Raw genomic sequence first — 25,693 nt, 5'->3', positions numbered from 1 at the left:
GTTAATCACGCAGAATGCTGAATCCACGCAAGTTTGGCTCTGCGGCGATGGCTTTGACCTCACGCTGCTTGATGTGCGAGCCCAGGCTGCTCTGCTGGATGTCTTCGAGGAAGGCGTCCAGTTCATCGGCATCCAATGCCTGCGCCAGCATTTCCACGCGGCCATCGGGCAGATTTTTGACCCAGCCCGTCACATCAAAGCCCGAGGCGATGCGCTTCGTGCTGTAGCGAAAGCCCACGCCCTGGACGCGGCCTGAATAGAGAACATTTTTTGCAGTCATCACTTCATCAAAAGTTTCAAGGCGGCCCTGGCTTCTTCGCTGGCCGCTTCAATCAAGACCACGCCTGCGTCACCGCGATTGCGCAGCAGGCTGACAAACCGGCCCTGCGCGGTGAATTCACCTGCGCCCTGGGTTTTGTAGCGCTCCTTCAGGCAGTTCAGCATCGCCTTGTAAAAGGCATCGGCGGAGGACTTGTCCATGAACAGCGTCTGCCATGCCGCGTGGTCGCGTTTTGCCCCGCCATCCGCCGCCCAGGCCAGCAACCGGTCTGCCACGAGTCCGTGCGCACCGAGCGCCGCGTCTTCATCCTTGTTGTAGGTCCGCAGGGCTGTGACGCAGGCGAACTTGCCAAGGCAGTCGTCGAGATATGGCAGCACGCCCTTGAGCTTCACCTCCCCCAGCTGGATTTCCACCGGAGCAGGGCGCTCCTGATCGAGATAGATTTCCGGCTCGATGACTTCCGCCGTGCTGATGGGGGGGCGGCTATAGGCGGAATTGAGCTGCGGGAAACTGCCGGCGCTGTGAAGCGTCTGGGCAAAATCGAAACCCCGATTGAATGGGAACAGCGCCAGCTCCCGCAGGTAAGCCGGCATGGGCACCTGGTTGATGGGATGGTCCGGGTCTTCCGCAGGCAGATCATCCTTCAGCTCGGAAGCCGGGTTTTGCAGTGAGTGCAGGAACCGTGTGAGCGCCGCATCTCCCGAGATCAATGAATCCCGCGCCAGCCGCATGTCAGTCTTCATGGGGCCATGCTGAGGCTGATACAAAATGCTGCCATATTCGCGCAGCAGCTGCCCGAAGGCGATCCCCAGCGGTTCGTTCGAAGTCACCGCCGGACCCGAAGCCGTGGATGGATCAATCGTGAACATGGTCTCCGACTCATCGTCATACCAGCCTCCCAGCTGGCGGGCCAGCAAGGCGGCGCGCAGTGGCAGGGGATCAATCGCTTCAGGAATCCAGCCCAGCGCCGCGAGTCCGCGCGCCAGTTTCTTTCCCTCTTCATTCGGCTGCTGGCGTTTGAGCCAGGCCAGGATGACTTTTTCCACTTCCTCCTGGCTGACCGCGGTCGTGACGAGGGGGAGCGCATGCAGCTTGCGCATTTTCATCATCTCCAAGCCCATGCCCACAAAGTCAGGTGCCACATCATCCTCACCACTCTTGGGTGCCATCTTCGGCACGTCCTTCATGCCCAGCGTGCCGAGCTTCTGAATCAGCTGCGCGTTCTCATCCTTCAGGGCATCATTCTGGCCCTGGAGATATTCGATCTGGCCTTCCAGCAGCACGATCTGCTTCTTGAGGTCTTCCACCGCTTTGTTGGTGACGTCGATCGGTGTCGCTTCTTGTTTTACCGCAGCCACCGGGGGCTGCATGTTCACCGCTGGCGGCGGTTCCGGTTTCATCCCCGCCAGAAACAAAGCCGCCGCACCTCCAAGCGCGAGGAGGATGATCAGCAGGGTGGCCGGGTTGAGCTTCATCATCAAACCATGCAGCGGGAAAACGGTGCGGGCAATATCACGGGCTGTTTTTCCTCGTACTTTTCTGCTTGGCGGAAACCCGATCCAACTCAACATACCCGGTACCGGGCTGAGCCGCCCGCACCATCCATGTTCCGCTGGCGATTTGGCAACCACGACCTCGATCTCACCCATCGCGGTCTCATCATGGGCATCGTGAATGTCACGCCCGACAGCTTTTCGGACGGCGGGCGCTTCAATGATCCCGGCCGTGCCGTGGAGCATGCTTTCACGCTGTTGGCGGAAGGCGCAGACATTCTGGACATCGGCGGCGAATCCACCCGCCCCGGCGCCGAGCCAGTGAGCGAAGCCGAGGAACTGCACCGCGTGCTGCCCGTGATCCGCGCCGTGCGCTCACAAACCAAGGCGCTCATTTCCATCGACACCATGAAGGCCTCCGTCGCTCGTGCCGCGCTGGATGCCGGGGCCGACATCATCAACGATGTGACCGGCCTGCGTGGCGATGCCGCCATGCCCCGTGTCGCTGCGGAATCCAAGGCGGGACTCGTCGTCATGCACATGACCGGCACACCGCAGACGATGCAGGCCCATCCGCAGTACGATGATGTCGTCGCTGCCGTGTCAGACTACTTTGAAAACCGGCTGCGCGTGCTGCAAAACGAAGGCATCGATCCCGAGCGCATCGTGCTCGATCCCGGCTTCGGCTTCGGCAAAACTCTGGAGCACAATCTCACCCTCATGCGCGAGCTGCCGCAGCTTTGCACCCGGCGTCCGCTGCTCGTGGGCATCTCACGCAAATCCACCATCGCCCGCGTCATGCACTCCGAAGCCATGGAAGACCGCTTCTGGCCCACGATTGCGCTGAGTGCTTATGCGCGGGAGCATGGGGCGCGCATCGTGCGCGTGCATGATGTGAAGCCGAATCGCGAAGCGCTGCGGATGATGGAGGCGATTTTGGGTGCTGGTGACTGAGACAACTCTGACCATGAACGACGGCGCAGACAACTCACGGTCATCTCCCAGTTCGTCGGCCATTGTGGCGGTCGTGGTGCTGCTGCCACTGATCTATGCGCTTAGCTTTGGTCCCGCTGCTTTCGTCTTTAACAAATACTCAGCCTTGAAGCCCATGGAGAATGCTGCCCTGGCATTTTATGCACCCTTGTTCTGGCTGCATGAGAATACTTCACTGAAGCAACCATTGCAAAGCTACCTGGAGTGGTGGGAGCGGCTGGCCAGGAAGTGAGCGTGCCCGGGACCATTGCCAATCAGGTCTTTTCTGCCCCGACAATGGATCTGACTTCACACTATTAATAGATGCGCGAAGATTTTCGACATGCACCGGACAGAAATGCCGCAGGCCTCATGGCTCTTCTCCTGGCGCTGCCGTTGGCTTATGTGCTCAGCATCGGGCCCGTGCTGTATTTTATGACAAAGTTCCACGCACCAATGACCGCGAATCATTACGCGGCGGCTTTTTACCAGCCTCTTATCTGGATGCGTGAAAACACTTCGTTCAAACAGCCGCTCGATGCCTATGTCGGGTGGTGGTTGGAAATGGCCATGCGCTGATTTCAGCGGGTGTGGCACACACGCCTCTCATGCGCTTTGGCAAAAACCTCCCTGCAAACGCAGATGTGGAACGAAGGCTGAAATCCAGTCTTGCCACATGCAGACTGTCAATGGCAGAATCTCCCGCGATGGATGACGCCCCCACCAGCAAAAGCTCCAATACAACAGTGCGCGTTGCAATCCTCGCGGTCCTGCCGGTGCTGTACGTGCTGAGCGCAGGGCCTGTGGGCTGCCTCCTTGATGAATTGGCATGGTGCCGCCGGCGCCCGCGGCTGAAGAATGCTGTGTATGCTCTATACAGCCCCTTGAGGCCGCTATTTGAGCATGAATCCCTGGGTCCGCCTTTCCGGCGGTACCTCGACTGGTGGTCTAAGCTGGCCGCACAGCGGAACATGGCTCCGGATCCGTTTCTCCCTGCTGCCCAAGGCTCCGCAGATCCTTTCGCCCTGCCAGCAAATCCTTTAACGGATCAAGATCCAAAATAAGGCACGCCCAGCTTCTTCGCCAGACGCTTCGGCCTGCGCATCGCTTCTGTCATGCGCTGCGCTTCATCCGCACCGCGCAGGTCTTTGCAATCCGGATGAGCCTCAGGGGATTCAATGAGGCCGAGCTGGTGCAGCACATGCGCCGTGCTGTGTTTGTAGGGCGAGGCGCTCATGCGGTCGTCGAGGCGAAAGACGAGGTCTTCGAAGGACTGGAAGGCTTCGAAGAGTTTATAGACGCGCGTGTCAAAGCTGCCGGTGCCGGTCTTGAATTTCTTGTCGGCCACACTGTCCAGCAACCACATGTCGCGGGCAGCGCAGATGAGCGGGCAGGCGCTGACGCCCGCACCGATGAGCAAAGGCAGACCGAGCTTGATGGCGGTGGCGATGCCGTAGTCATCTCCGCTGTGCGGGGAGAAGGGCAGGTTCAAACCTTTGCACATGGCCGCCCAGTAATGGAAGTGCGGCTCGTCGAGCGTGCTGACCTTGCCGCCGACATAGCTCGGGTGCTGCGCGATCTCATGGAACAGCCACGGATCAAACGGCGTGGCCCAGGGCACGAAGGAAGGCTCCAGCGCATGCGCGAGGCCGGGGCGGATGAGATGCTCGGCGATCTGAAAGTAGGCGTCGCGTCGCGGCTCGTTTTCCAGCGTGTTGAGCAGCTTGCTGGTCATGATCATCATCTCGCAGTTGTCATGCTCCTGCGCGATGTCGAGCAGCGGCCAGTAGCGCTCGGCTTTGAACTCGGTGTCATTCTCCGCGCCGCGTGCGGTGATGCCGGTGATGAAGCGCTGCGCGGGAAATTCCGCGCGGAAACGCTTCAGCACTTCGGCATACAATTCATTGCTGAGGTCAAAGATGTACCCGGTGTCCGCGTTGAGCACGAAAACCATCTCCACGCCATAATGCGCAGCGCACTGCTGCATCCATCGCACGCTTTTGGTGAAGCCGTCCCAGTCGGGCTTCTTGTCCTTGAATGGCAGCAGCGTGGCCACGCAGAGGCGGGCCTTCGTGGTGTGATCGACGAGTTCCTCCTCGCTCGTGTAGGCCCAGACCGTCTCGTTCCAGGCGGTGGAGGGCTGCAAATCTGTGGGATTGGAAATGAGGGCGCGTGGGTCTGCCATGCGCTCAGTAGAGCATGACCATTCCAAGGGGCCAAGACGAATTGCGAATGCCCGGGATCGGAAATTCTGATTACCGGATGATCTTCAGCGTGCCCGCTTTGCCCGAAGGCCACGCCGCACCTTCCTTGACCCACTTCGTGAGGATCGCGTATTCATCCTGCGTCAAACGTTCACCCACAGCTGGCATGACACTGGCATGTTGATGGGCGGTCTTCACATTGGCCAGGAGCAGGCTGATCTCCGGATGCCCCGGCACAATGTAGGCCCCCAGCGCACCCGAGCGAACCGCCTCCTTGCGGTTTTCGAGACTCCCGTGGCCGGGCAGCGCCTCGCTGTTGTGACACATGACACATTTGGCCTCCAGCACCGGCTTCACATGGGCCGTGAAATCGACGGGGCCTGTCTTGGCCGCATGGATCGCTTCCTTGCTCAGCACATTTTCACCCATCGGCTTGGTTTCCGAATCAGGTGGTGTGGCGCAGGATGCGAGAGCGAGAACGCAGAGCAGGCTGGAGAGGTGGCGGATGTTCATGGGTGGACTGGAATGCTAAATGATGCCGCATGCAATACGTACGTCAGTGTCTTTTTTGAGGGGTTGCATGCATGACGTGCTCTGCGTTACAAACAATCACCCATGAACCGCCGCCAATTCATTCGCTCCGCTGCCGCACTGCCCTTCATCTCCGCCATCGCTGCAGAGAAGCCCCGGCGTCTTATCCTGCGCTCATCATGGCAGACGGTGAACATCGGTGACATCGCCCACACGCCGGGCGTGCTGGCGCTGCTGGAAAAACATCTGCCAGACGTCGAGGTGTGGCTGTGGCCGAGCAATCTGGACAATGGCGTCGGGGAGATGCTCGCGGCGCGTTTTCCCAAGGTGAAGGTCATTCGCGGTGAGGACGTGAAGAAGTCCTTCGAGGAATGTGACTTTCTGCTCCACGGCTCCGGCCCCTCGCTGGTGGCACAGGCAGATGTGGTGAAATGGAGTCAGGCAACGGGCAAGCCCTACGGTGTGTATGGCATCACCTTTTCAGGTCAGCAGAATCCGAAGGTCATCAAGGACAAGTCCGTCAAGCCGGTGCAAACCATCGACGTGCTCAACGGTGCGAAGTTTGTCTATTTCCGTGATTCCGTGTCGCTGGAACTGGCGAAGAAAATGGGCTGCACCTGTCCGCGCATGGAGTTTGGCCCCGACGGTGCCTTTGCGGTGGACCTGAAGGACGACGCGAAGGCCGAAGCCTTCCTGAAGGCCTGCAATCTCGAAGAAGGGAAATTCCTCTGCTGCATTCCACGCCTGCGCAACACCCCCTACTGGACGCTGCCGGAAAAGAAGGCGGCGCTGGATGAGAAGAAGGACGCACGCAACAAAGCCATGATGGACCACGATGGCAAACCGCTGCTGGATGCCATTGTGAGTGTGATCAAAAACACCGATCTCAAAATACTGCTCTGCCCGGAAGACAAGACGCAGATGAAGATCGGCAAAGAGATGCTCTACGACAAGCTGCCGGAAGATGTGAAAGCGCGCGTGGTATGGCGCGAAAACTACTGGCTCACCAATGAGGCCATCAGCACCTACCGTCGCAGTGCCGGACTCTTTGGCCACGAGATGCACAGTCCGATCATGTGCATCGGCAACGGCATTCCCGCCATCGTCTGCCGCTGGGCGGAGCAGACAAGCAAGGGCTACATGTGGCGCGACATCGGCCTGAACGACTGGCTCTTCGACCTCGACAAGGAGGATGAACTCCAGCGTGTCGCCGCCACAGTACTCGCAATGGCGAAAGACCCTGTCGGATCCAAGGCGAAGGCTGAGAAGGCGCGTGAACTGGTCTTGGGAAAGTTTGCAGCGAGCATGGGTGTTGTTAAAAGTTGTCTGCCATTGGATTGATTCTGAGTTGAATACGGGCGCTGGCTTAGTACAGCAATCCACATTCATGCGCATTTTGGTGATTGAAGATGAACGTCAGCTGGCCCGGCATATCTGCTCGGCCCTGACGAGGAATGGCCATGCCGCCAGCGCATTGCATGACGGCGCTGAAGGTTTGATGTCTGCCTTGAAGGACCCTCCTGAGTTGATCATCCTGGATCTCAACCTTCCGAGCCTGGATGGTTTCAACGTCCTAACCCAGCTCCGCCAAAAACACAGTCCGGCGCGTGTCTTGATCCTGACAGCTCGCGGAGAGGTGGAGTATCGCATCAAAGGATTGAAGGCCGGTGCGGATGATTACCTGGGCAAGCCTTTCTCCATGGATGAACTGGTGGCGCGTGTGGAGGCGCTTGGACGTCGTGCAGCTACACCCGAGGCCAGTGACCTGTTGAAGGTTGGAGATTTGCACCTCGATGTGCATCGCAGGCGTGTGATGCGTGGCGGACAAGACATTCCGTTGTCCCCGCGTGAGTTTGAACTGCTCCAGGTTCTCATGGAGGAGCCCGGCCGCGTGTTTTCACGCATTGAACTGTGTGACCGCGTCTGGCAGCGTGACCATGGCTATGACACGCGCACGGTGGAAATCTTCATCGTGAGGCTGCGCAAAAAGGTGGATGCTGGTTTTGACCACCCGCTCATTCATACCATCCGTGCAGCTGGCTACATGATCAAGGCGCATGGCTGAGGCACTCATTTCACGCTCGAATTTTCATTCTTACATATCATGAATCCTGCAATTCTCTGGCTGCTTCTTCTGACCCTGGTGCCGGGCGGATTGATGGCGCAATGTGCAGTGGAGGGGAAGGTCATGCTGCCCCGGACACGCACCACTCCAGTGATGAACAAGCGCTATGAAATCGTCACGAAGGGCGGTGTGATGACCACCAACCCACCTCTCGCGGTGGTTTATCTTGAGGGTTTGTTTGCAAAGCCGCCAGCACCACAGGTCAAACAAATCATTCAGAAGGATTTCATGTTTTCCCCCACGCTGCTGCCGGTGCAGACCGGCACCAAAGTGGAATTTCCGAACCTCGACGACACCTACCACAATGTGTTTTCCTTCTCTCCTGCGAAGCGTTTTGATCTGGGGCGCTACCGCTCGGATGAGACTCCGATCCCGTCCCAAGTTTTGGACAAGGCGGGGCTCATCACGCTGCGCTGCGATATTCATGAACACATGCGAGGCATCATCCTCGTGCTCGACACGCCTTATTTTGTGGTGAGCGATGCTGATGGCGGCTTCAAGCTCAAAAATCTTCCTCCGGGTTCCTACAAGCTCAAGGCATGGATCAGCAGCCGGACCACGCTGGAGAAACCCGTCACCCTCAGCAGCGGCTCCGTGCTGCGTGTGAATTTCCCGTGAGCCCTTTATCTGCACTGCCGAAGCAGAGCGTCACAGGATTCCGTGCGCGGCTGCTCGTGGGTATGATGCTCCTGGTCTCGGGCATCACCGCAGTGGTTTTGTATGTCGTGGAGCGGAAAGTCGCGGCAGACACGGAGCAGGCTTCACGCATGGCGTATGAAAAGGAGCTGGCAGGCATGCACCGCCTGCAGGAACTGCGGCACGCGGCGCTGGTGGAACGCTGCAGGACGCTGGTTCACCGCCCGCGCATTCATGCCGCTCTGGAGGACAATGCGCTCGATCTACTGTATCCGAGCGCCCGCGATGAACTGCGTGATGTGATGGATGCTGAGGATGAAGTGGGCATTTTGCACGCCACATTCTACCGGTTTCTGGACGCCAGCGGGAAGGTGATCAAGCCTCCGCTGGATGCAGACGTGGGAGACCTCAGCTCGGAGGAGGAATCTCATCTCGCGCTCAAACAGGCGCCGGCATTGCAGCAAACTGGCTACCTGCTGCGCAAAGCGGCAGATGGCGGGGAGACCGTGGATGCCGTGATTGCAGCTCCGGTCATTTCCACCGAGACGCATGAGGTCATTGCGGCACTGGTGCTTGGCTTCAAGCCTTTTGCTGACAAACCACAGGAGGAAGGCATCCAGCGTGCGATCTGGGTGGATGGGCGAATGAACCCGGCGCTTGTGGAGGGGGAGGGGATGTCGGCTCTGGCACGGCAGATGAACCACGCGCTGGCACTGCCAGACACGGCCATCAGCAGCCTGCAGCTTCACGTTTACGGTGTGCCACATCGCGCGTTTTTCATGCGCTTGAATCCAGATTCCATGTTCGCGCCCGCGTTTGAGGTGAGCCTTCATTCTCTCGCGCCTTCGCAGCAGCGTCTTCAGCAGTTGCGCTGGCAGATTGTCAGTGCTGGAGCGGTGCTGCTTCTGGTGGGCCTGGCTGCGAGTCATTTCATCTCCGCACGACTTTCGGTTCCCGTGGAAAAACTGGCCCATGATTCTGCAGTGAATTTCGCCGGTCGTGAGCAGGCCGAAGCCGCGTTGGTGATGACCAACGTGGAACTGCAGCGCTCGGTGCGATTTTCCGCCGATGCCTCCCACCAGCTGAAGACGCCTGTGACAGTGCTCCGCGCAGGGCTGGAAGAACTGATGCAACAGCCGGGGCTTTCCAGCCAGTCGCGCGAGGAGATTGAAGCTTTGATCCGGCAGACCGCCAGGCTTACAAGCATGATCCACGATCTGCTGCTGCTCTCGCGCATGGATGCAGGTAGGCTGCGGCTGGACATGGTTCGAGTGGATCTCTCGCAGCTTGTGGCTTCGCTGGCAGATGATTTGAGCGTTTTGCCAGACGCTGCTGACGTCACGGTGGAAATTGATGTGCCTGATGGTTTGCACGTTCTGGGCGAGAAACGCTACACGGCGATCATCCTGCAAAACCTGCTGGAGAACGCCTGGAAGTACAATGAGCAAGGCGGGCGTGTGCACATCGCGGCCACGGTGGAGCAGTCACAGGTGAGCTTGTGTGTGGGAAACAGCGGTGTCGGCATTCCGAAGCTGGCACAGCCGCATGTCTTCGAGCGGTTTCATCGTGCAGCGGCCAATGAGGGCACGCCAGGACATGGTCTCGGTCTCGATCTGGCGCGTGAACTGGCACGGCTCCATGGCGGCGAACTGAGCCTTGTGTACTCTCATTCTGGCTGGACAGAGTTTAAAGCCACTTTCTTGCTCGCCACCAAGGAGGACTCAGCATGAATCCTGTCTGTTTCATCACAATCATTGCCATTCTCACCTGCTTCATTTCCGCACGTGCCGACGATGTGTTGGATCGTGTCGAAGAGGCGCTGAGCTTCAGCACGCTGGCCGGTGAGGTCCATGGCAAGATCAGCGGGCTGGCCAATCTTGAAGCCTATCGCTTCAGTGGTACTCCTCTGGGATCTGTATTCACCTCCAGGCGCGACTTCTTTAATCCACGCCTCATCATGTTTGCCGATGTGCAGATGGGGCAGCATTTATACGGCTTTGTGCAGTCACGTTTTGACCGGGGTTTCAATCCACGTGACAACACCACGCAACTCCGCCTGGATGAATACGCGCTGCGCCTGACACCCTGGCTTGATGGTCGTTTCAATCTTCAGATAGGCAAATTCGCCACGGTGGTTGGGAACTGGGTCGGACGCCATCAGTCCTGGGAAAATCCGTTCATCAATGCGCCGATGTTGTATGACAACTTCACCGCCATTTATGACGCGGAGATACCCGCCACTGTCAAACAGTTTCTTTCCGGGGCCACGGATGATCGCTATGACTACAATCCGGTGGTCTGGGGACCGTCTTATGCCACGGGAGCTTCAGTCTCCGGACTGATTGGAAAGTTTGACTACGCTGCCGAGATCAAGAACTCCAGCCTGGCCTCACGCCCCGAGTCCTGGGAGCTTCGCTCCATGAACTTCTCGCATCCAACGATCAGTTCGCGCATCGGCTTTCGGCCGGATCAGGCGTGGAATATTGGCGTGTCCTACAGCGAAGGCGCCTATCTGCTGCCGAGAGCCTTTGCCAGTCTGCCTTCCGGTGCAGGGCCGGGTGATTATCATCAGCAGGTGATCGCGCAGGACATCAGCTTTGCCTGGCATCACTGGCAGCTTTGGGCGGAGGTCTTTGAGGCGCGCTTCCAGGTGCCGAATGCAGGCAATGCCGACACGCTGGGCTATTACATCGAGGTCAAGTACAAGTTCACGCCGCAGTTGTTCGGCGCGGTGCGTTGGAACCAGATGCATTTTTCCAGAATGTCTGATGGTGCAGGCGGGGGCTCCCCGTGGTTTCCGGACATGTGGCGAGTGGACGCCGCCACCGGTTATCGCATGACGGCGCATACCCAGCTCAAGCTGCAATACAGCCTGCAGCATGAGAGTGTTTCGTTTCGCCCTCTGTCACACATGCTGGCGCTGCAGCTCACGGTCCGTTTTTGAGGACGGATGCAGGCATGGATGAGCAAGGGGTAAAACGTAACAGTTTGGCAGGATGGTAACAACCACGTTACGGTGGCGATCTTCCTGTTTTGCAGCGGTGGCTTAATAATTCGTGTGTAATTCATCACCACTGATGGTGATGAGAAAAGTCAGCATCCACACACAAACCAACTAGCATATGAAACTCATCCTCCCTTATCAGACGCTTCTGGCCTGCCTCACCCTCAGCGGTCTTTTCCTCTCCTCCGCTGCCCATGCCAAGAATGGAGCAACGGATCCCATTCCCGGAACCAGCAAAGGCGCGGTTAAAACCGGGGGAGCCTCAGGCGGCGGTGGTGGGGGCGGCGGCAAAAGCACGACAACTCCTGTGACGCTGCCTCCTATTCCCAGCACGCCTGTTCAGCCGCTGGTCACGGGAACTTTGACGTTCACCGCGAGCAGTTACAACAGCTCTACCCCGACCTGCGGTGGCACTTATCGCATCGACCCTTACTACCCCACCCTCTCACTCATCACGGTGGACGTTTCGGTCAGTTCTCTCGACACACCTGACGGCTCGCCGTTGTTTATCGTTGTCAATGGCGCAGGCGGCACGTTCTATCCGTTCCTTGGTGGTTCCATGAGTGTGGCAGGTGGCAGCGCTACCGGCTCCTCCCAGATTTACTGCACCCCCGGCTCTTCCATCACCAGCGTTTCCATTGTGGACCTGAATGGCACGGTCATTGCCACCGGCAAGTAATCCGGCACTATATAGAACGTATCCGCAGAGGTCAGCCGACCTCTGCGGATTTTTTATGAATGAGATGGGAAGTTCATCGTTGGCGCAAAAAATTGACGTGTTTGGTCAGGTCAAAATTTGTTGAATGGCAGGAGCCATGCGCATTCTCACCTGCGGTGAGGGCATGAGCCCTCTCCAACACGCCATGCATCTTTTTCCTTCTGGGGGGCTCATTTCATCTTCAAAATCAGTGCCGTCCAGGACAGTGCGTGTTGCTCGGTCCATGGTTGATGAATACTAGGCGGTGTGCGTCTTCGGTGGGCGTTTTAGCGGTTGCTATGAATGGCATCGCGGCTTCGTTTGTCTCTCCTCATGAAGCCGCAGCTACTGCTTTGGGTGCTTCTCCTCACTGTGTCCGCGCGCAGCGGGGATCTGGCGTTCTTCGAAACCAAGATTCGCCCGGTGCTGGTGAAGCATTGTTATCAGTGCCACTCGGTAGAATCAGGCAAATCAAAGGGCGGGCTGATTCTGGACACGAAGCAAGGGATTCGCGCCGGGGGCGATACCGGGCCTGCGGTGGTGCCTGGTGACGCGACGAAAAGTCTGCTGCTGGCGGCGATCAAGCACAGCGATCCAGATCTCGAAATGCCACCGAAGAAGCCAAAGCTGCCGGACGCGGTCGTTGCGGACTTTGAAACCTGGATAAAGGCGGGGGCAGCGGATCCGCGTGAATCTGCAGTGAAGACTGCGGAACGTCCGCCGGTGGATGTGGAGTCAGGGCGGAAATTTTGGAGCTATCAAAAGCCGAAGCTGGTTGTTGGCACGATTGATGGATTCATTCGAACAAAGTTGAGGGAGCAGGGCCTTGAACCCGCGCCTGCGGCGGAACCTGTGGTGGTGCTGCGCAGATTGTATTTCGATCTCATCGGCCTGCCGCCGACACCGGAGCAGGCGGCGGCTTTTTCCATAGATAAACTGGAGGCAACGGTGGATGAACTGCTGCGCAGTCCACGCTTTAGCGAGCGCTGGGGCCGCCACTGGCTGGATGTGGCGCGCTATGCGGAATCCAACGGTCGTGAATCCAATCTGACCTTTCCGCATGCGTGGCGTTATCGTGATTACGTCATCGACGCGGTGAATGAGGATGTGCCCTTTGACCGCTTCATCACCGAACAAATCGCGGGAGATCTGCTTCCTGCGCAGGAAGACGCGGAGCGGGGCCGGTTGCTCATCGCCACGGGATTTCTCGCTCTCGGTCCCAAGGGCCTCAATGAAATGAACCCGGCGCAGTTTGCGGCGGATGTGGCCGATGAACAGCTAGATACCGTGACACGGGCGGTGCTCGCCAGTTCGATCGCCTGCGCTCGCTGCCATGATCACAAGACCGAGCCCTTCAGCATGGAAGACTACTACGCACTTGCGGGCATTTTCAAAAGCACGCAGACCTTCTACGGAAACTGGATCGACTCAGAGAACAACAACCACGGCCATCTCATCCGCCTGCCAGAATTGCCGGGGCAGGTCATCCCAAATCGTGCCGTGACGGCGGACCGTGTGAAGCAGCTCAAGAATGATCTAGCGAAGCTCAACGCCGAGGAGATTGCGCAGAACGCATACATCACCAAAGCGAAGCTGGAGGGCCGCGACATCAGCGCTGAAGCCAACAAGCTTCTGGGAAATGCGATCCGCATCCTATGGACTCGCGGCGGTATTGAAGGACAGCTGGAAACCGTGGATGACCAAGGGCATGCACTGCCCTTGTGCATGGGCGTGCAAGACGCGAAACGCATTCAAGATTCGCAGCTTTATGATCGGGGCGAGATCGCACATCCAGTGAAGCAGGTGCCGCGCGGCTTTCCGCAGGTCATGGGGATCAAGGCGGCGCTGCCGAAGGATCACAGCGGCAGGCTTGAACTGGCACAGTGGCTTGTCAGCCGTGAAAATCCGCTCACCGCCCGCGTGATGGCAAATCGTGTGTGGCGGCATCTGTTTGGCGCGGGAATCATCCGTACAGTCGATAACTTCGGCTTCAGTGGTGAACGGCCGAGCCATCCGGAACTGCTTGATCATCTCGCCCTTCGTTTCATGGACGGCGGCTGGTCAGTGAAGAAACTGATCAAGGAGATCGTGATGTCGGAAACCTACCGGCAGGCTTCCACGCATCGCAGTGAAGCCTTCAACAAAGATCCGGACAACCGTCTGCTCTGGCGTGCTAACAAACGTCGTCTCGATGCCGAAGTGATTCGCGATTCCATGCTCGCGGTTGCAGGTGTGCTTGATACCTCGCGCAGGCCCGGCTCACTCGTGGCGGAGCTTGACGGGCAGTCGGTGTCGCTCATCGGCTTCAACACAAAACTGCCGTCCGATCTCGATGGCTCGAAGCGTCGTTCGATCTATCTTCCTGTATTGCGGGATCACATGCCGGACGTGCTGGAGCAGTTTGACGTGGCCAATCCCAATCTCGTCACGGGTGACCGCGATGTGACCAATGTGCCTCTGCAGGCGCTCTACCTTCTCAATGGTCCCTTTGTGCAGGAACAGGCGGCGGCGCTGGCAAAACGGATTCAATCATCACCCGACCGCGTGCATGCTGCGTTTCAGCTTTGCTTCAATCGACTGCCAAAAGCCAGCGAGGTTGTGCTGGTCGATAAATTCCTTCGCACCCGAGCCGCAGACGAGTTGAAGTTGCTGACGGCATTCTGCCAGTCGCTGTTCGCGAGCGCAGAGTTTCGCTTCGTTGATTAAACACCATGAACACGATCCATACACGACGTGAGATGTTGACGACGCTGTCGTCCGGCATCGGCTGGCTGGCCTTTTCTGCGCTGGCGCAGGCGAAGAGCGGATTGGCAGCACAGCAGCCGCATTTTCCTGCGCGCGCAAAGCGCGTGATCTTCCTCACAATGCGCGGTGGCCCCTCGCATGTGGATCTGTTTGATCACAAGCCGGAGCTGATCAAGCGTGATGGACAGACTGCGAGTTTGGGCCGCGATTCGTCGGGAGCCAAATTGTTTGGCCCAGTGCATCCACTGAAGCAGTTTGGGAAGTCGGGGCAATGGATTACGACGCTGTACCCCAAACTGGCACAGCATGCGGATGATCTGTGCATCATCAATTCCATGCACACCGATCTGCCGAATCATGCTCAGGCCTTCGGGCAGATGCACACGGGCAGCTTTCAGTTTGTGCGACCCTCGATGGGTGCCTGGACACTGTATGGCCTCGGCACCGAGAATGAAAATCTGCCTGGCTTCATCACGCTGAATCCTCCGGCGGACAATGGCGGCGCGCAGAACTACGGCAGCGCTTTTTTGCCGGCGATCTGCCAGGGCACGCGGATCGGCGGATCACAGCTGCCAGAGCTCTATGCCGCGCTGTTAAAAAAGGATGCAACTCCCGGCCCGCCAATGAAGAACATCGCGAATGCCAATATTCCGCGTGACCTTCAGCGGGCGCAGATTGATCTCATTCGCGGCCTGAACGAACGCAAACTGGAGCGTGATGGGGTTCATCCTGAGATCGAAGGCGCGATCGAATCCTTTGAACTCGCCTTCCGCATGCAGAGCGAAGTTCCCGAAGTGCTCGACCTCCGCAGCGAACCGGAGCACATTCTTAAACTGTATGGCATCGGGCAGGGAAAAGATCAGTTCGCGCGGCAATGCCTGCTCGCACGGCGCATGGCTGAGGCCGGAGTGCGCTTCATCGAAATCGCATCTCCGGGGAACTGGGATCATCACAATCGTTTGCGCGAATTGCTGGCCACGAACTGCGCCTCGACAGATCAGCCCATTGCCGCCCTGCTGACGGATTTGAAATCACGCGGCATGCTCAAGGACACCCTCGTCGTGTGGGCGGGAGAATTTGGCCGCACACCTTACGCGCAGAGCGGTGATGGCCGCGATCATAATCACAAAGGCTACTCCATCTGGATGGCGGGGGGCGGTGTGAAAGGCGGCCTCACATATGGCGCGACGGATGAGGTGGGCCACAAGGCCGAACTCAACCCCATGCACATCCACGACTGGCATGCGACGATCCTGCACCTCCTTGGTCTGGATCACACCAAGCTCACGTATTCGTATGGCGGTCGAAACTTTCGTCTGACAAACGTCAGCGGCGAGGTGGCCTCGGGCATTCTAGCCTAAGTTTAGGATTGCACCCGCCCCGCAGTGAGCGGTAATATCGAACCAATCCCCATGCAGGTTTGTCTGTGTGGAGCAGACTGAATCAAACCCCGAAATGCCATGAGCAACGGTTCCTCTGATGATCCTGCATCCTCTGCCAGGCGGCCCGCTGGATGGGGCAAGCTGTTCACAGGCCTTCTTTTGGGAGGAGTTCTTGGCGCCGGTGCTTTGTATGTGACGAAGGTGGATCCATCCTTGCTGGCAAAGGCGACATCGTCAGCGCAACCGCCCGCCGCTGCAGTTCCGGGCGAGGAGGTGGAAGTGCCGGTGAAGCATGAGGGGCTGCCACGCACTCCGTTTGAGAAAGGCATGCTGCCGGCGGACGAGCCGGTGGAGTCGATCAAGATCACACTGGGCGTCGGCACTGGCGGCGCAGCTTTGAGCGAACCTGTGGATGTGCACCTGGGCCTCGGCTTTCCGCTGCGCTTGTATCCGCTGGGTGGTGTGAAACGGGAGCCGTCGTTTGCGGCATTTCCGCACAAGTCATCGCTGGAGGGCATGTCGGATGCCATTCAGCCGGGGCAGATGGCGACATTTGAATTTTCTGCAAAGGATGATGATGCCGGACTCGATGCCCTGCGCACTTCGCAGCAATTGCTGACGGGAGTGAAGTGCGGGGACCTGCAGCGCATTGGCTTTGCTTCGCAGGGGCGCAGTGACTGGGTTCTGGCGGGGTATCGCATTGAGGTGAACGGCAAGCTCTTTGCTGCGAACGGTCTGGTGGATGCACGGGCGCAGGAGAAGCTGGCATCGAGCCGTGCCAGCCTCATGAAACTGCTGCCGGACTATGAGGCGAAGACGAATGCGACGAATCTGACCGAGAAGGAAAAAGCGGAACTCAAGACCACTCATGCGCTGGTTCGCGCTCTCAGCGGACGCGTCGTGGGAGCGGTTCCATGGTTTGAAGAAAGTGATGAAGCTTTGAATGCTGCAAGACCGGCAGGCGCCAAGGTGGAGAACCTGCGCATCACGCTCACAGGCGGCAAAGGACCGCAGCAGGGGACACGTAATCCGGTGTATCTCGTGGCCGGTGCGCGGAAGTTCCTGCTGTCTTCGGAGATGGACCCGCTGCGTGATGTCAACGAGCCTCAGCTTTTTGACCTCGCCGCATTTGAGCTGGCGATGAATCCGCTCACCAAAGAAACTTTGAGTACACCCGGCGTGGGCATCATCGGCAGCGGCGCTCCCACCAACAAAATTCCGGATCGTGCCCAGCTACAAAGTGTGAAGATTGAGGCCGATGGGCAGGTGGTTTATGACAGTGACAAGCAGCCGGAGGATCAGAAGACACTGCCTGAGATCTGGCTCACTCCTGCTGCCTATTACAATGAAGCAGGAGATCTGATGCGGCCAACGGCCACAGCCACGGAGGTGCCGGTGTGGAAATCAGGCATGACGCTCCCAAGCCCTCCTCCCGCAGTGCCATTGCCGCCGGAACCGCCACTGGTGATTGTTCCCCCGATTCCTCCGCTCCCCCCGCCCCCGCTGCTGCCGCCTATGCGCACCATTTTGCCGGGTGGCCTGCCGCCTCCGGGCGGTGGACTGTTCCCGCTGCTCAATGCACTGGCACAATTGCTCTTCCCTCTGCCACCGCCTGCAGCACCCCTGATCAGCGGCGTGCGCATTGCTCCTGCCACACCGATCGTGTGTGATGGTGATGCGGTGACGGTGACTTGGAATGTGGGTGGCAACACTTCCAGCATCGCCTCCTGGCGCGTCGATCTGTTTGCCGTGCTGCCGCACAAAGCCGCGCCGGTGTTGATCACTCCTATGGCGACCAAGATCGGTGGTTTTCCCGGAGCCACGAGTGCCTTGATGCCACCCATCAATCGGGCTGCCATCGCGGGTCTGCTGACGGCGGGTTCCGCGGAGGCGCTTTACCTCTATGTGCAGCCGCGTGTTACCGCGCTGGGCCCCTTGGGGAATGTGATCACTGCGGCCAATGGTTCGCTGCTGCCATTGTTCCCAGCGGGTACGACGACGGCCAATGTGGGGCTGAAACGCGGAGGCATTCTGCCGCCCTTTGGCCTCGGCAATGCACCTGCACCCAGCTTTCAGGTCACACCCACGGTGACGCCGCCGTTTCTAAAATGGCAGGGCATGGCCTTGGCGGATCCGCTGGCCATTCGCAATGCGTGGAGCCTCACAGCCGAGCATGGCAGCCATTTTGGCCTCCTGTTTGCCAGTCATGAAAACATCCCCGGCGCGGTCACGCTGCCCGCATGGAGCACGGCGGCGCGTCCCACTGGCAATGGCAGCGAGATGATCACCGTTCGGTTCGAAGGACTGGTGCCACTGCCAGCGGCTGCCAATGGTCTGCGTGCCGTGGCATACATCGCCTTCGTGGGTGGTTCTTCGCCTGCCACCAAAGCCCAGGTGCTTGCGCGTGCAGAGCTCAGCAGCGGACCCATCCGGCGCAATACTGCGGGCAATGTCATGCCGCTTCCCTTTGGTGCGCAGCCGTTCTTCACACTGCAAACCACCAGCCTGGTGCCAGCAGTTTCCTTGGCCAAATCTCAGCCATTGCTGCTGGTGGACATGCCCTTGCGGTTTGACCGCATGGCGGCAAACAATTTTGTCGGCTACCCGCTCGATCCTGTGAATGGCGCCAGTTATTCTTTCGCGGGTCCGCCCGCCTTCAATTTTCCCGCCTACACCGCCCAGGCCGGCACGGGCACGATGTACGTCACGCTCACCTACATGGTCACGCTGAACACCGCGGATGCGACGGACGCCGTCGGTGTGCTCGGAGTCCGTCTTGTCCCTGACAACACGCCATGAAAACGCTCCTGCCTCTTTTCATTCTCCTTGGGGCGCCGCTGCTGCATGCGGCGGATGGCGGCGTACATGGCCGTGTTTACGGTCAGAATGAAAAGGGCGAAAACCTCGGTCCGGTGGCCCATGCGAAGATCGAATTGAAAAGTGAGGCGGGCGCCGCTTCGTCGACGGTGACAACCAACGAGTACGGCTACTACCAGATCGCCACGCTGGCGGCGGGGGCTTATCGTTACAAGGTCACCGCAGCCGGATTCCGTGATGAAGATGAAATGCGCGGCTTTGCCATGCCGCAGGACACACGCGAGTATGTGCATGACTTCCTCCTCACACGTGAGGCAAAGCCCGGCAGCTCGCCGCCGCAGTCAAACATCGTCCTGCCTGCCGTGCATGGTCGGGTGTATGGTCAGACTGAAAAAGGCGAGAACCTCGGTCCAGTTCCCGGAGCGAAAGTGGAGCTGCTCTCCGGCCCGGGTGGTAAGGTGGTGGCGACTGCCTCGGCCAGTTCCCCCGGCGGTTATTATGAGATCAAAAATCTGCCTCCTGCGGACTACGCCTATCGCGTCACAGCAGCCGGCTTCGCGCCGGAGGATGCGGGGCGCGGTTTCACCGTGCCCCAAGGCACCCTCGAATACGTGCATGATTTCCTTCTTTCGAAGACGCCGCCTAAACGCGAGAAGTGCGATCTGGCCGTTCTCGTCGTGAAACGCATCAGCAGTGGAAACGACCGTTCGAATGATGCCCGTGTGCCGGTGGCGAATGCGCGGCTCGTGCTCCAGCCCGCAGGGAACCTCCCCTCACCGCTCAACCAACCTTTCGTGACGGATGCGAAGGGCGAATACAGCGCGAAGGATCTCGCGGAGGGAAGGTACACCGTCGCTATCGACGCCCCCGAGTGCGAGCCGTTCACCGGAGATTTGACAGTGAAGTGCGACAAGGATGGAAACGTCATCTTTGAACTCAAACCCTGCAATGAACTCCTCCATGGCTATGTGCGCGCCATCGTGAACGAGGGCTGGGGACCGTCGCCACAGGCGAAGGCCGCAGCGGAGCGGGCCTATCAGCGTGCGATGAAGGCGGATGCCAAAGATGGCAGCGTGAACTACGCCCATGCGCTCGCGCTGCTCAGTGCGGGGGATTACCCCGCTGCACAGCAGAGCCTCTCGGCAGCAATTGGCAAGAAAAGCGACAGCACCACCTGGGATCGTGCGTGTGAGGCAAGAGTGTGGATGACCCTGTGCCTGCATCAGACCACCGAGGCCGTTCGTGAAATCCGCTCGCTGGCGCAGAATCATTATTCGACTCGTGCATCCACCCAGGCGGCGAAGGACACGGCGCATGTCTGCGGCATTGGACTGGGTTTGATTCAGGGACCTTGGAAAGATCAGGTGAGCGCTGGTGATGCCGTGCTGCTGGAGCGCGAACTGCTCGCTGCCTTCAAAGGCGACCTCCTGTCCGAATGCACGAAGGCGCGTGACCATGTGGCGGCTGAATACGGAAAGCTCAAAGCTGCGGAGGATGCTGCGCGCAACACGCTGATGGCAGGCATCACGGAGAAGCGCAACGCGGAGATCGCACGTCTGGCGGAGCGGCAGACCGCCATTAGCAAAGAGGTTGCCGCGCTTGATCCCGATATTCAAACTTTGCAGGCCAGTGTGAACCAGTTTGACCAGCAGTATCGCATCCAAGTGGCCGGGTTCACGCAGCAGCAGCAGGCCAATGCGGTGCAACTACAGGTTCTGAATGCGAGATTGCAGCAGATCAACGTTTGTATGGCGCAGGACCAGGTGCGGCTTCAGGGGGCTGCGCAGCAGCAGATGCCGCAATCTCCCACCACGCAGCCGGGCATGCGCCCCGGCATGCAGCAGCCGGGCGCGGGCACGCAGGCCATCATGGCGGAGATCCAGCAGCATCAGGTGGAGATTCAGCAGATCCGCCAGCAGATGCAGGTCATCCAAAACCAGAATGCGCAGATGGGCGCAAACGTGGCGAATTTGCAGGCGCAGTTTAATCGCAATGCAGGTGCTGCACAGACGGATCTGAATCTCAAGCTGCAGCGCCGGGGAGTGCTGACTCAGGAGTTTGAAACTCTCGACCGCCAGCGCACGGCGCCGTTTGATCCCAATGCTTTCAGTACGCCTGAGATTGATGATCTTGTCCGGCGCGGGCGCTCCCTGAAAATCTACCGCGATCTGCCGCTGGAAGTGCGCCGCGAGGAGCTGCTGGATCAGTTTGACTGCGGTGCGGCAAAGGAGCCAAAGCGTCCCGAGAACACAGCCAAAGCGGCAGAAATCAAGGAGCCGGCGTTCATCAGCGCCAGGTCTCCAGCCAAGAATACACCTTCATCAGTGCCCTCTGTCATGCCCGCGCAGCCGGTTCCGGAAAATTCCGGAATGCCTCCGCTCAAACCGCTGCCGCCCGAGGCCACCGCCGTCAAACCTCCGCCCAACGCGGGTGATCCCGCCGAAGTCGTCATCACCAACAACCACACGGGTGCGGTGCGAATTTTTGGTCTGTCACCGGGCGCGGACAATGAGATCTTCGTGCGTTCTCTCGAGGCAGGCGAAGAAGCCATGATCCCCGTCCGCATCGGTCAGACGTTGATCATGCGCCCCTCTGCCGGCGGGCGGGAGCTGCAACGCCACAAGGTGGGCAAGAAACTGGAAGTATTGAAGTTGGGCAGTGCGCCGCAGTAAAGTTGTCCAGTTGCGCCGCAACTGGACTCCATTCCGGCGCGAAGGATCAACTTTACGCGTGTCGACCTTTAAAAGTCAGTTCAGCAATGCCGCTCTTGTCGAGCCCACCCAGACCCAGCGAGACCATCTTCTCATACTGCGCCTTGGTGGCATCATTGAGCGGCAGATGCAGGCCAACGGTCTTCGCCACTTCGGCTGCAATCCCGCTGTCCTTGGCGGCATGCTCGGCGGAGAACCAGCAGTCATGCTCGCGGGCCACCATGTCGGCGCTGTCGGTTTCCAACACGCGGGAATTCGCCCCTGTCTGGCTGAAGACCTCGCGGATCATGTTCAAATCATGGCCGAGCGCGGCGGCGAGCCCCAGGCCTTCAGCAAGACCGGCGGTGTTGATGTTCATGACCATGTTGACGAGGGCTTTCACTTCGGCGGCCCGGCCCGGACCACCGATGAAACGGCGGTTCACACTCATCTGCTCGATCATGGTCTGCACCCGCTGATAGATGGCTTCATCACCCGCCAGCATGAGGTAGAGTTTCCCTTCACGGGCATGGCTGATGGAGGAGGCCATGCAGGCTTCCAGGCTGTGAGCGCCCGCTTTGGTCGCCGCGTCATACACCTCGCGATGAATCGCCGGAGAAAGAGTGGCGCAATTGATGAAAATCTTGTCGCTGGCGTTTGTGAGCAGGCTGTCCCCGCTGCCGAGGAAGATGCCGCGCATCGAAGCGTCGTTGGTCACCACGGTGAAAATGACATCGGCGGCGGCGGTGATGTCGGCCAGTTTGGTGCAGGCTTTGCAGCCGAGTTCAGCGGCCAGATCAGCGGCGGCCTGTGTGTTCACATCGAGAACAGCAGTGATATTGTAACCACAATCTTTGAGGCGGCGGGCCATGTTGGCCCCCATTTTACCGACTCCGACGAATGCAACGGTTTGGGACATGATGGGTTGGGCTGGTTGGGTTTACTTGAACTCAGGATAAAACGGATTGTGGGCTTTTTCTTCGCCGACGGTGGTCATGGGGCCGTGGCCGGGGCAGATCACCGTGTTGTCTGGCAGGGTGAAGATCTCTTTCCGGTTGGTGGCAAGGGCTTCAGCATACGAAACCATGCCGCCGCCCATGCTGGAGGCGAACAGGGCGTCTCCCACGATGGCGATGGGGTGCTTCAAACCGCTGACAAGATAGGTGATGCCGCCCTTCGAGTGGCCCCAGGTGCTGCGTGCCTCAATGCGCAGACCGCCCGATTCCCACGCCTCGGTATCGCTGAGCTGGAAGGTTTTCGCACCGGGGCAGGGTTCCTTCTCATGGACAAAGGCCGTGACGGCACCCTCAGCGGACAATTTGGCGAGATCCATAATGTGGTCCGGATGCGTGTGTGTGAGGAAGATGAGGCTGAGATTGAGCCCCTTTTTCTGGATGAAGTTGATCATGGGGGTAGCATCAGTCCCGGTGTCGAATGCCACCGCGTTTTTCGTTTCTGCGTCCCAAACGAGATATGCGTTCACCGTCATATCGTGGTACGTGGTGTTGAACTGCTCCAGGCCGGACACGTTGACGGGCATTGGACGCCATTCATTATGTGCCATGGCCACAAGCGACAAGCCTTCAAGCTGCAGGTGCGGGGCGATTTTGCGCAGCACAAGGTCATCCACTTTGCCGGATTTGGCAGCGGCAATGTCTTCGACACTGGCGCCGGAGCGGGCGGCGAGGTCGGCGTCATTGATTCCAAGCCCACGCATGGACTTGGCGATCACATCATTAAACAGGTCTTCGAGGGGGAGCAGCATGGGTGGCGAATTCAAGGCGTTCTGACGGCGAAGGCAAGGGCTATGTGCCGCCGACCCGGCACAAACCAAAGCGCCATCTGCCAGCGGCGAGTCCTTGCCTCCTGCAGACTCGCTAGTAACATCGGCCCGCTATGACAGATCTCGACATTCGTGAAATCCATTTTCTCCGCGGACCCAACATCTGGACGAACGATCGTGTGTTGGAAGCCTGGGTGGATTTGGGGGGCCTCAAGGACACGTCTTCAGATATCGTTCCGGGTTTTTCCGAACAGCTCAAGAAGTGGTTCCCGGGCATGATCGAGCACCGCTGCAGCATCGGCGAGCGCGGCGGCTTTTTTCAGCGGCTCGACACCGGCACCTGGCCGGGGCACATTTTGGAGCATGTGACTTTGGAACTACAGACTCTGGCCGGACACACCGTCGGTTTTGGCAAGGCGCGGGAAACCTGCGTGGAAGGCCTGTATAAAGTGGTCATCGAGTATCTGGATGAGGTGGTGGCGGAAGCCTGCATGCGCGAGGCGCGCGAGATCCTCCTGGCCGGATATGCCGGCAAGGACTATGACATCGCAGACGCCGTGGCGCGTATGAAGCGCGTGGTGGACCGCAATGCGCTCGGTCCCAGCACCAACGCCATCATTGCCGCCGCAGAAAAACGCGGCATCCCATGGCGTCGACTTCGGGAGGGCCGCAGTCTGGTGCAACTGGGGCAGGGGGTGAATCAGCGCCGCATCTGGACCGCGGAGACAGATCGCACGGGGGCCATTGCGGAGCACATCGTGCAGGACAAAGATCTGACGCGTACCTTGTTGAGCAAAGCAGGGGTTCCCGTCCCTGAAGGACGAGTCGTTGCCAATCCAGACGACGCCTGGGAAGCGGCTGAGGACATCGGCACTCCTGTGGTGGTGAAACCGCAAGATGCGAATCATGGCCGTGGCGTGTTCATCAACCTCACCACGCGTGAGCAGGTGGAGAGCGCATTTCAAACTGCCTCGACCGAAGGCGATGGCGTCATGGTGGAGCGCTTCATTCCCGGCAATGATCACCGTCTGCTGGTCGTCGGCGGGGAATTGATCGCCGCCAGCCGTGGCGATCACGCGGTCGTCATGGGCAACGGTACCGATACGATCGGCGTGTTGGTGGACACCCAGCTAAACACCAATCCGCTGCGCGGAGTGAGTGACTTTTGCCCATGGTCAAAGATTGACACGGAAGAGTGGGATCCTGCGATTCTCTCGGAGCTGGAGAAACAAGATTACCAGCCCGACTCGATTCCCAATGCTGGTGAGCGTGTGCTGATCTCGCGTTTTGCCAATTGGTCCACCGAGGTCACTGGCCTGGTTCACCCACGCAATCGTGATCACGTCACCATCGCTGCGCAGGTCGCGGGTCTTGATATCTGCGGTGTTGACGTGGTTTGCACGGACATCGCCAAACCCCTAGAAGAACAGGGCGGTGCTGTGGTGGAGCTGAATGCCAGCCCGGGGCTCATCATGCACCTGCGTCCAGCTACCGGCGAGGTGCGGCCCGTGGGGGAGGCGATCGTCAACATGCTGTTCCCAGCTGGAAAAAATGGCCGCATTCCCGTGATCGGCATTACCGGCACTCATGGCAAGACCACCACCACCCGGCTGCTGGCGCATCTGATGAGCGACACCGGAAAATTTCTCGGTGTGTGCCACAGCGGTGGATTGCAACTGGGAGCGCGCCGCGCCTGCACGAACAAGGGGGACCGCACCAGCGGCACGCACGGGGTCTTGCTGCATCCCTGGACGGAGATCGCCATTTGCGAGACCAGTGCTGAATCAATTCTTCTCGAGGGCCTCGGCTACGATCGCTGCCAGATCGGCGTGGTGCTCAATGTGGGCACCGAACACCTCGGACTGGGCTACATAGACACCCTGGAACAGATGACGAAGGTGAAGCGCTGCGTGGTGGACGTCGTGCTTCCAGAGGGAACTGCCGTGCTCAATGCCGATGATGCTCTCGTGGCTGGTATGGCTGAATCGGAGCACTGCCGCTGCAGTGTTATGTTCTTCTCTCGCATGGCGGATAATCCTGGGGTCGTTGCCCATCGCGCCAAAGGTGGTCGCGCTGCCTTCGTGCGGGACGAGGCGGTTTATCTGGCCGAAGGAGAAAATGAGCGCCGTCTGTGCGCACTGAGTGAGGTGGCCATGCCGCTCGCTGGTCATTTTAGCTTCAATGTTCACAACGTTCTCGCCGCCGTGGGCGCCGCATGGGCCTATGGACTGGCTGATCAGGCGATCATTAAAGGGTTGAGCACCTACGAATAAATTCGTAAATAAGGAAGGAACTGGGGTCGAAGTCACGTGTTCTAAAGGCAGCAGAGGTGCT

General features: G+C 59.0%; 20 protein-coding genes. 14 read left to right on the top strand and 6 right to left on the bottom strand.

Going from position 1 to position 25,693, the window contains the following annotated elements:
* Window position 1 precedes the first annotated feature (1 nt).
* Both AC3RLQ_RS12745 and AC3RLQ_RS12740 read right to left on the bottom strand, forming a co-directional pair.
* Complete coding sequence (locus AC3RLQ_RS12745) at window positions 2-280, bottom strand: acylphosphatase (protein WP_493037619.1); 279 nt, start codon at window positions 278-280, stop codon at window positions 2-4.
* The gene (locus AC3RLQ_RS12740; RefSeq protein WP_493037617.1) at window positions 280-1,758 is read right to left on the bottom strand and encodes a hypothetical protein; all 1,479 of its coding nucleotides are present in this window, start codon (window positions 1,756-1,758) and stop codon (window positions 280-282) included. Before AC3RLQ_RS12740 ends, AC3RLQ_RS12745 begins: the two co-directional genes overlap by 1 nt.
* 126 nt (window positions 1,759-1,884) lie before the next feature.
* Between AC3RLQ_RS12740 and folP the strand changes: the two genes are divergently transcribed.
* The 3 genes from folP (at window position 1,885) to AC3RLQ_RS12725 (ending at window position 3,324) form a co-directional block, all read left to right on the top strand.
* Window positions 1,885-2,727, top strand: coding sequence for a dihydropteroate synthase (gene folP / locus AC3RLQ_RS12735; protein ID WP_493037615.1), 843 nt, complete (start codon window positions 1,885-1,887; stop codon window positions 2,725-2,727).
* A gap of 13 nt (window positions 2,728-2,740) precedes the next feature.
* Window positions 2,741-2,998, top strand: a complete 258-nt coding sequence (locus tag AC3RLQ_RS12730) for a hypothetical protein (protein WP_493037613.1) — start codon at window positions 2,741-2,743, stop codon at window positions 2,996-2,998.
* Between the two features lie 71 nt (window positions 2,999-3,069).
* Window positions 3,070-3,324, top strand: a complete 255-nt coding sequence (locus AC3RLQ_RS12725) for a hypothetical protein (protein WP_493037611.1) — start codon at window positions 3,070-3,072, stop codon at window positions 3,322-3,324.
* Window positions 3,325-3,793: 469 nt separating this feature from the next.
* On the opposite strand, the gene AC3RLQ_RS12720 is transcribed toward AC3RLQ_RS12725, so the two are convergent.
* Window positions 3,794-4,930: a hypothetical protein gene (locus tag AC3RLQ_RS12720; protein ID WP_493037609.1), complete on the bottom strand. Its 1,137-nt coding sequence runs from the start codon at window positions 4,928-4,930 to the stop codon at window positions 3,794-3,796.
* A gap of 70 nt (window positions 4,931-5,000) precedes the next feature.
* Window positions 5,001-5,462, bottom strand: a complete 462-nt coding sequence (locus AC3RLQ_RS12715) for a c-type cytochrome domain-containing protein (protein ID WP_493037607.1) — start codon at window positions 5,460-5,462, stop codon at window positions 5,001-5,003.
* Between the two features lie 102 nt (window positions 5,463-5,564).
* Here AC3RLQ_RS12715 and AC3RLQ_RS12710 point away from each other — a divergent pair, with 102 nt between their 5' ends.
* The 10 genes from AC3RLQ_RS12710 (at window position 5,565) to AC3RLQ_RS12665 (ending at window position 21,558) form a co-directional block, all read left to right on the top strand.
* On the top strand, window positions 5,565-6,821 hold the full coding sequence (locus tag AC3RLQ_RS12710) for a polysaccharide pyruvyl transferase family protein (protein WP_493037605.1): 1,257 nt from the start codon (window positions 5,565-5,567) through the stop codon (window positions 6,819-6,821).
* A gap of 46 nt (window positions 6,822-6,867) precedes the next feature.
* Window positions 6,868-7,545 (top strand): response regulator transcription factor, encoded by a 678-nt coding sequence (locus AC3RLQ_RS12705; RefSeq protein ID WP_493037603.1) that lies wholly within the window; start codon window positions 6,868-6,870, stop codon window positions 7,543-7,545.
* A gap of 39 nt (window positions 7,546-7,584) precedes the next feature.
* Window positions 7,585-8,223, top strand: a complete 639-nt coding sequence (locus AC3RLQ_RS12700) for a hypothetical protein (RefSeq protein ID WP_493037601.1) — start codon at window positions 7,585-7,587, stop codon at window positions 8,221-8,223.
* Entirely contained in the window at window positions 8,220-9,971 is a 1,752-nt protein-coding gene (locus AC3RLQ_RS12695; RefSeq protein WP_493037599.1) for a sensor histidine kinase, read from the top strand. Before AC3RLQ_RS12700 ends, AC3RLQ_RS12695 begins: the two co-directional genes overlap by 4 nt.
* Entirely contained in the window at window positions 9,968-11,185 is a 1,218-nt protein-coding gene (locus tag AC3RLQ_RS12690) for a hypothetical protein (protein ID WP_493037597.1), read from the top strand. The genes AC3RLQ_RS12695 and AC3RLQ_RS12690 overlap by 4 nt, the downstream gene beginning before the upstream one ends.
* A gap of 178 nt (window positions 11,186-11,363) precedes the next feature.
* Window positions 11,364-11,924 (top strand): hypothetical protein, encoded by a 561-nt coding sequence (locus tag AC3RLQ_RS12685; RefSeq protein WP_493037595.1) that lies wholly within the window; start codon window positions 11,364-11,366, stop codon window positions 11,922-11,924.
* A gap of 351 nt (window positions 11,925-12,275) precedes the next feature.
* On the top strand, window positions 12,276-14,648 hold the full coding sequence (locus tag AC3RLQ_RS12680) for a PSD1 and planctomycete cytochrome C domain-containing protein (RefSeq protein ID WP_493037593.1): 2,373 nt from the start codon (window positions 12,276-12,278) through the stop codon (window positions 14,646-14,648).
* Between the two features lie 5 nt (window positions 14,649-14,653).
* Window positions 14,654-16,048: a DUF1501 domain-containing protein gene (locus AC3RLQ_RS12675; RefSeq protein WP_493037591.1), complete on the top strand. Its 1,395-nt coding sequence runs from the start codon at window positions 14,654-14,656 to the stop codon at window positions 16,046-16,048.
* A gap of 99 nt (window positions 16,049-16,147) precedes the next feature.
* Window positions 16,148-18,868 carry a hypothetical protein gene (locus tag AC3RLQ_RS12670; protein WP_493037589.1) on the top strand — a complete coding sequence of 907 codons (2,721 nt, stop codon included), beginning with the start codon at window positions 16,148-16,150 and terminating at the stop codon, window positions 18,866-18,868.
* Complete coding sequence (locus AC3RLQ_RS12665) at window positions 18,865-21,558, top strand: MSCRAMM family protein (protein WP_493037587.1); 2,694 nt, start codon at window positions 18,865-18,867, stop codon at window positions 21,556-21,558. Before AC3RLQ_RS12670 ends, AC3RLQ_RS12665 begins: the two co-directional genes overlap by 4 nt.
* A gap of 52 nt (window positions 21,559-21,610) precedes the next feature.
* Here AC3RLQ_RS12665 and AC3RLQ_RS12660 read toward each other — a convergent pair whose 3' ends face one another.
* The gene (locus AC3RLQ_RS12660; RefSeq protein ID WP_493037585.1) at window positions 21,611-22,495 is read right to left on the bottom strand and encodes an NAD(P)-dependent oxidoreductase; all 885 of its coding nucleotides are present in this window, start codon (window positions 22,493-22,495) and stop codon (window positions 21,611-21,613) included.
* 21 nt (window positions 22,496-22,516) lie between these two features.
* Window positions 22,517-23,341 (bottom strand): MBL fold metallo-hydrolase, encoded by an 825-nt coding sequence (locus AC3RLQ_RS12655; protein ID WP_493037583.1) that lies wholly within the window; start codon window positions 23,339-23,341, stop codon window positions 22,517-22,519.
* A gap of 131 nt (window positions 23,342-23,472) precedes the next feature.
* On the opposite strand from AC3RLQ_RS12655, the gene AC3RLQ_RS12650 reads away from it, so the two are divergent.
* Window positions 23,473-25,632, top strand: coding sequence for a cyanophycin synthetase (locus AC3RLQ_RS12650; RefSeq protein WP_493037582.1), 2,160 nt, complete (start codon window positions 23,473-23,475; stop codon window positions 25,630-25,632).
* Window positions 25,633-25,693: the final 61 nt, after the last annotated feature.

It is taken from the genome of Prosthecobacter sp. GW821-HT29F12, assembly GCF_058803405.1.
This window is presented reverse-complemented; position numbering and strand designations above follow the sequence as displayed.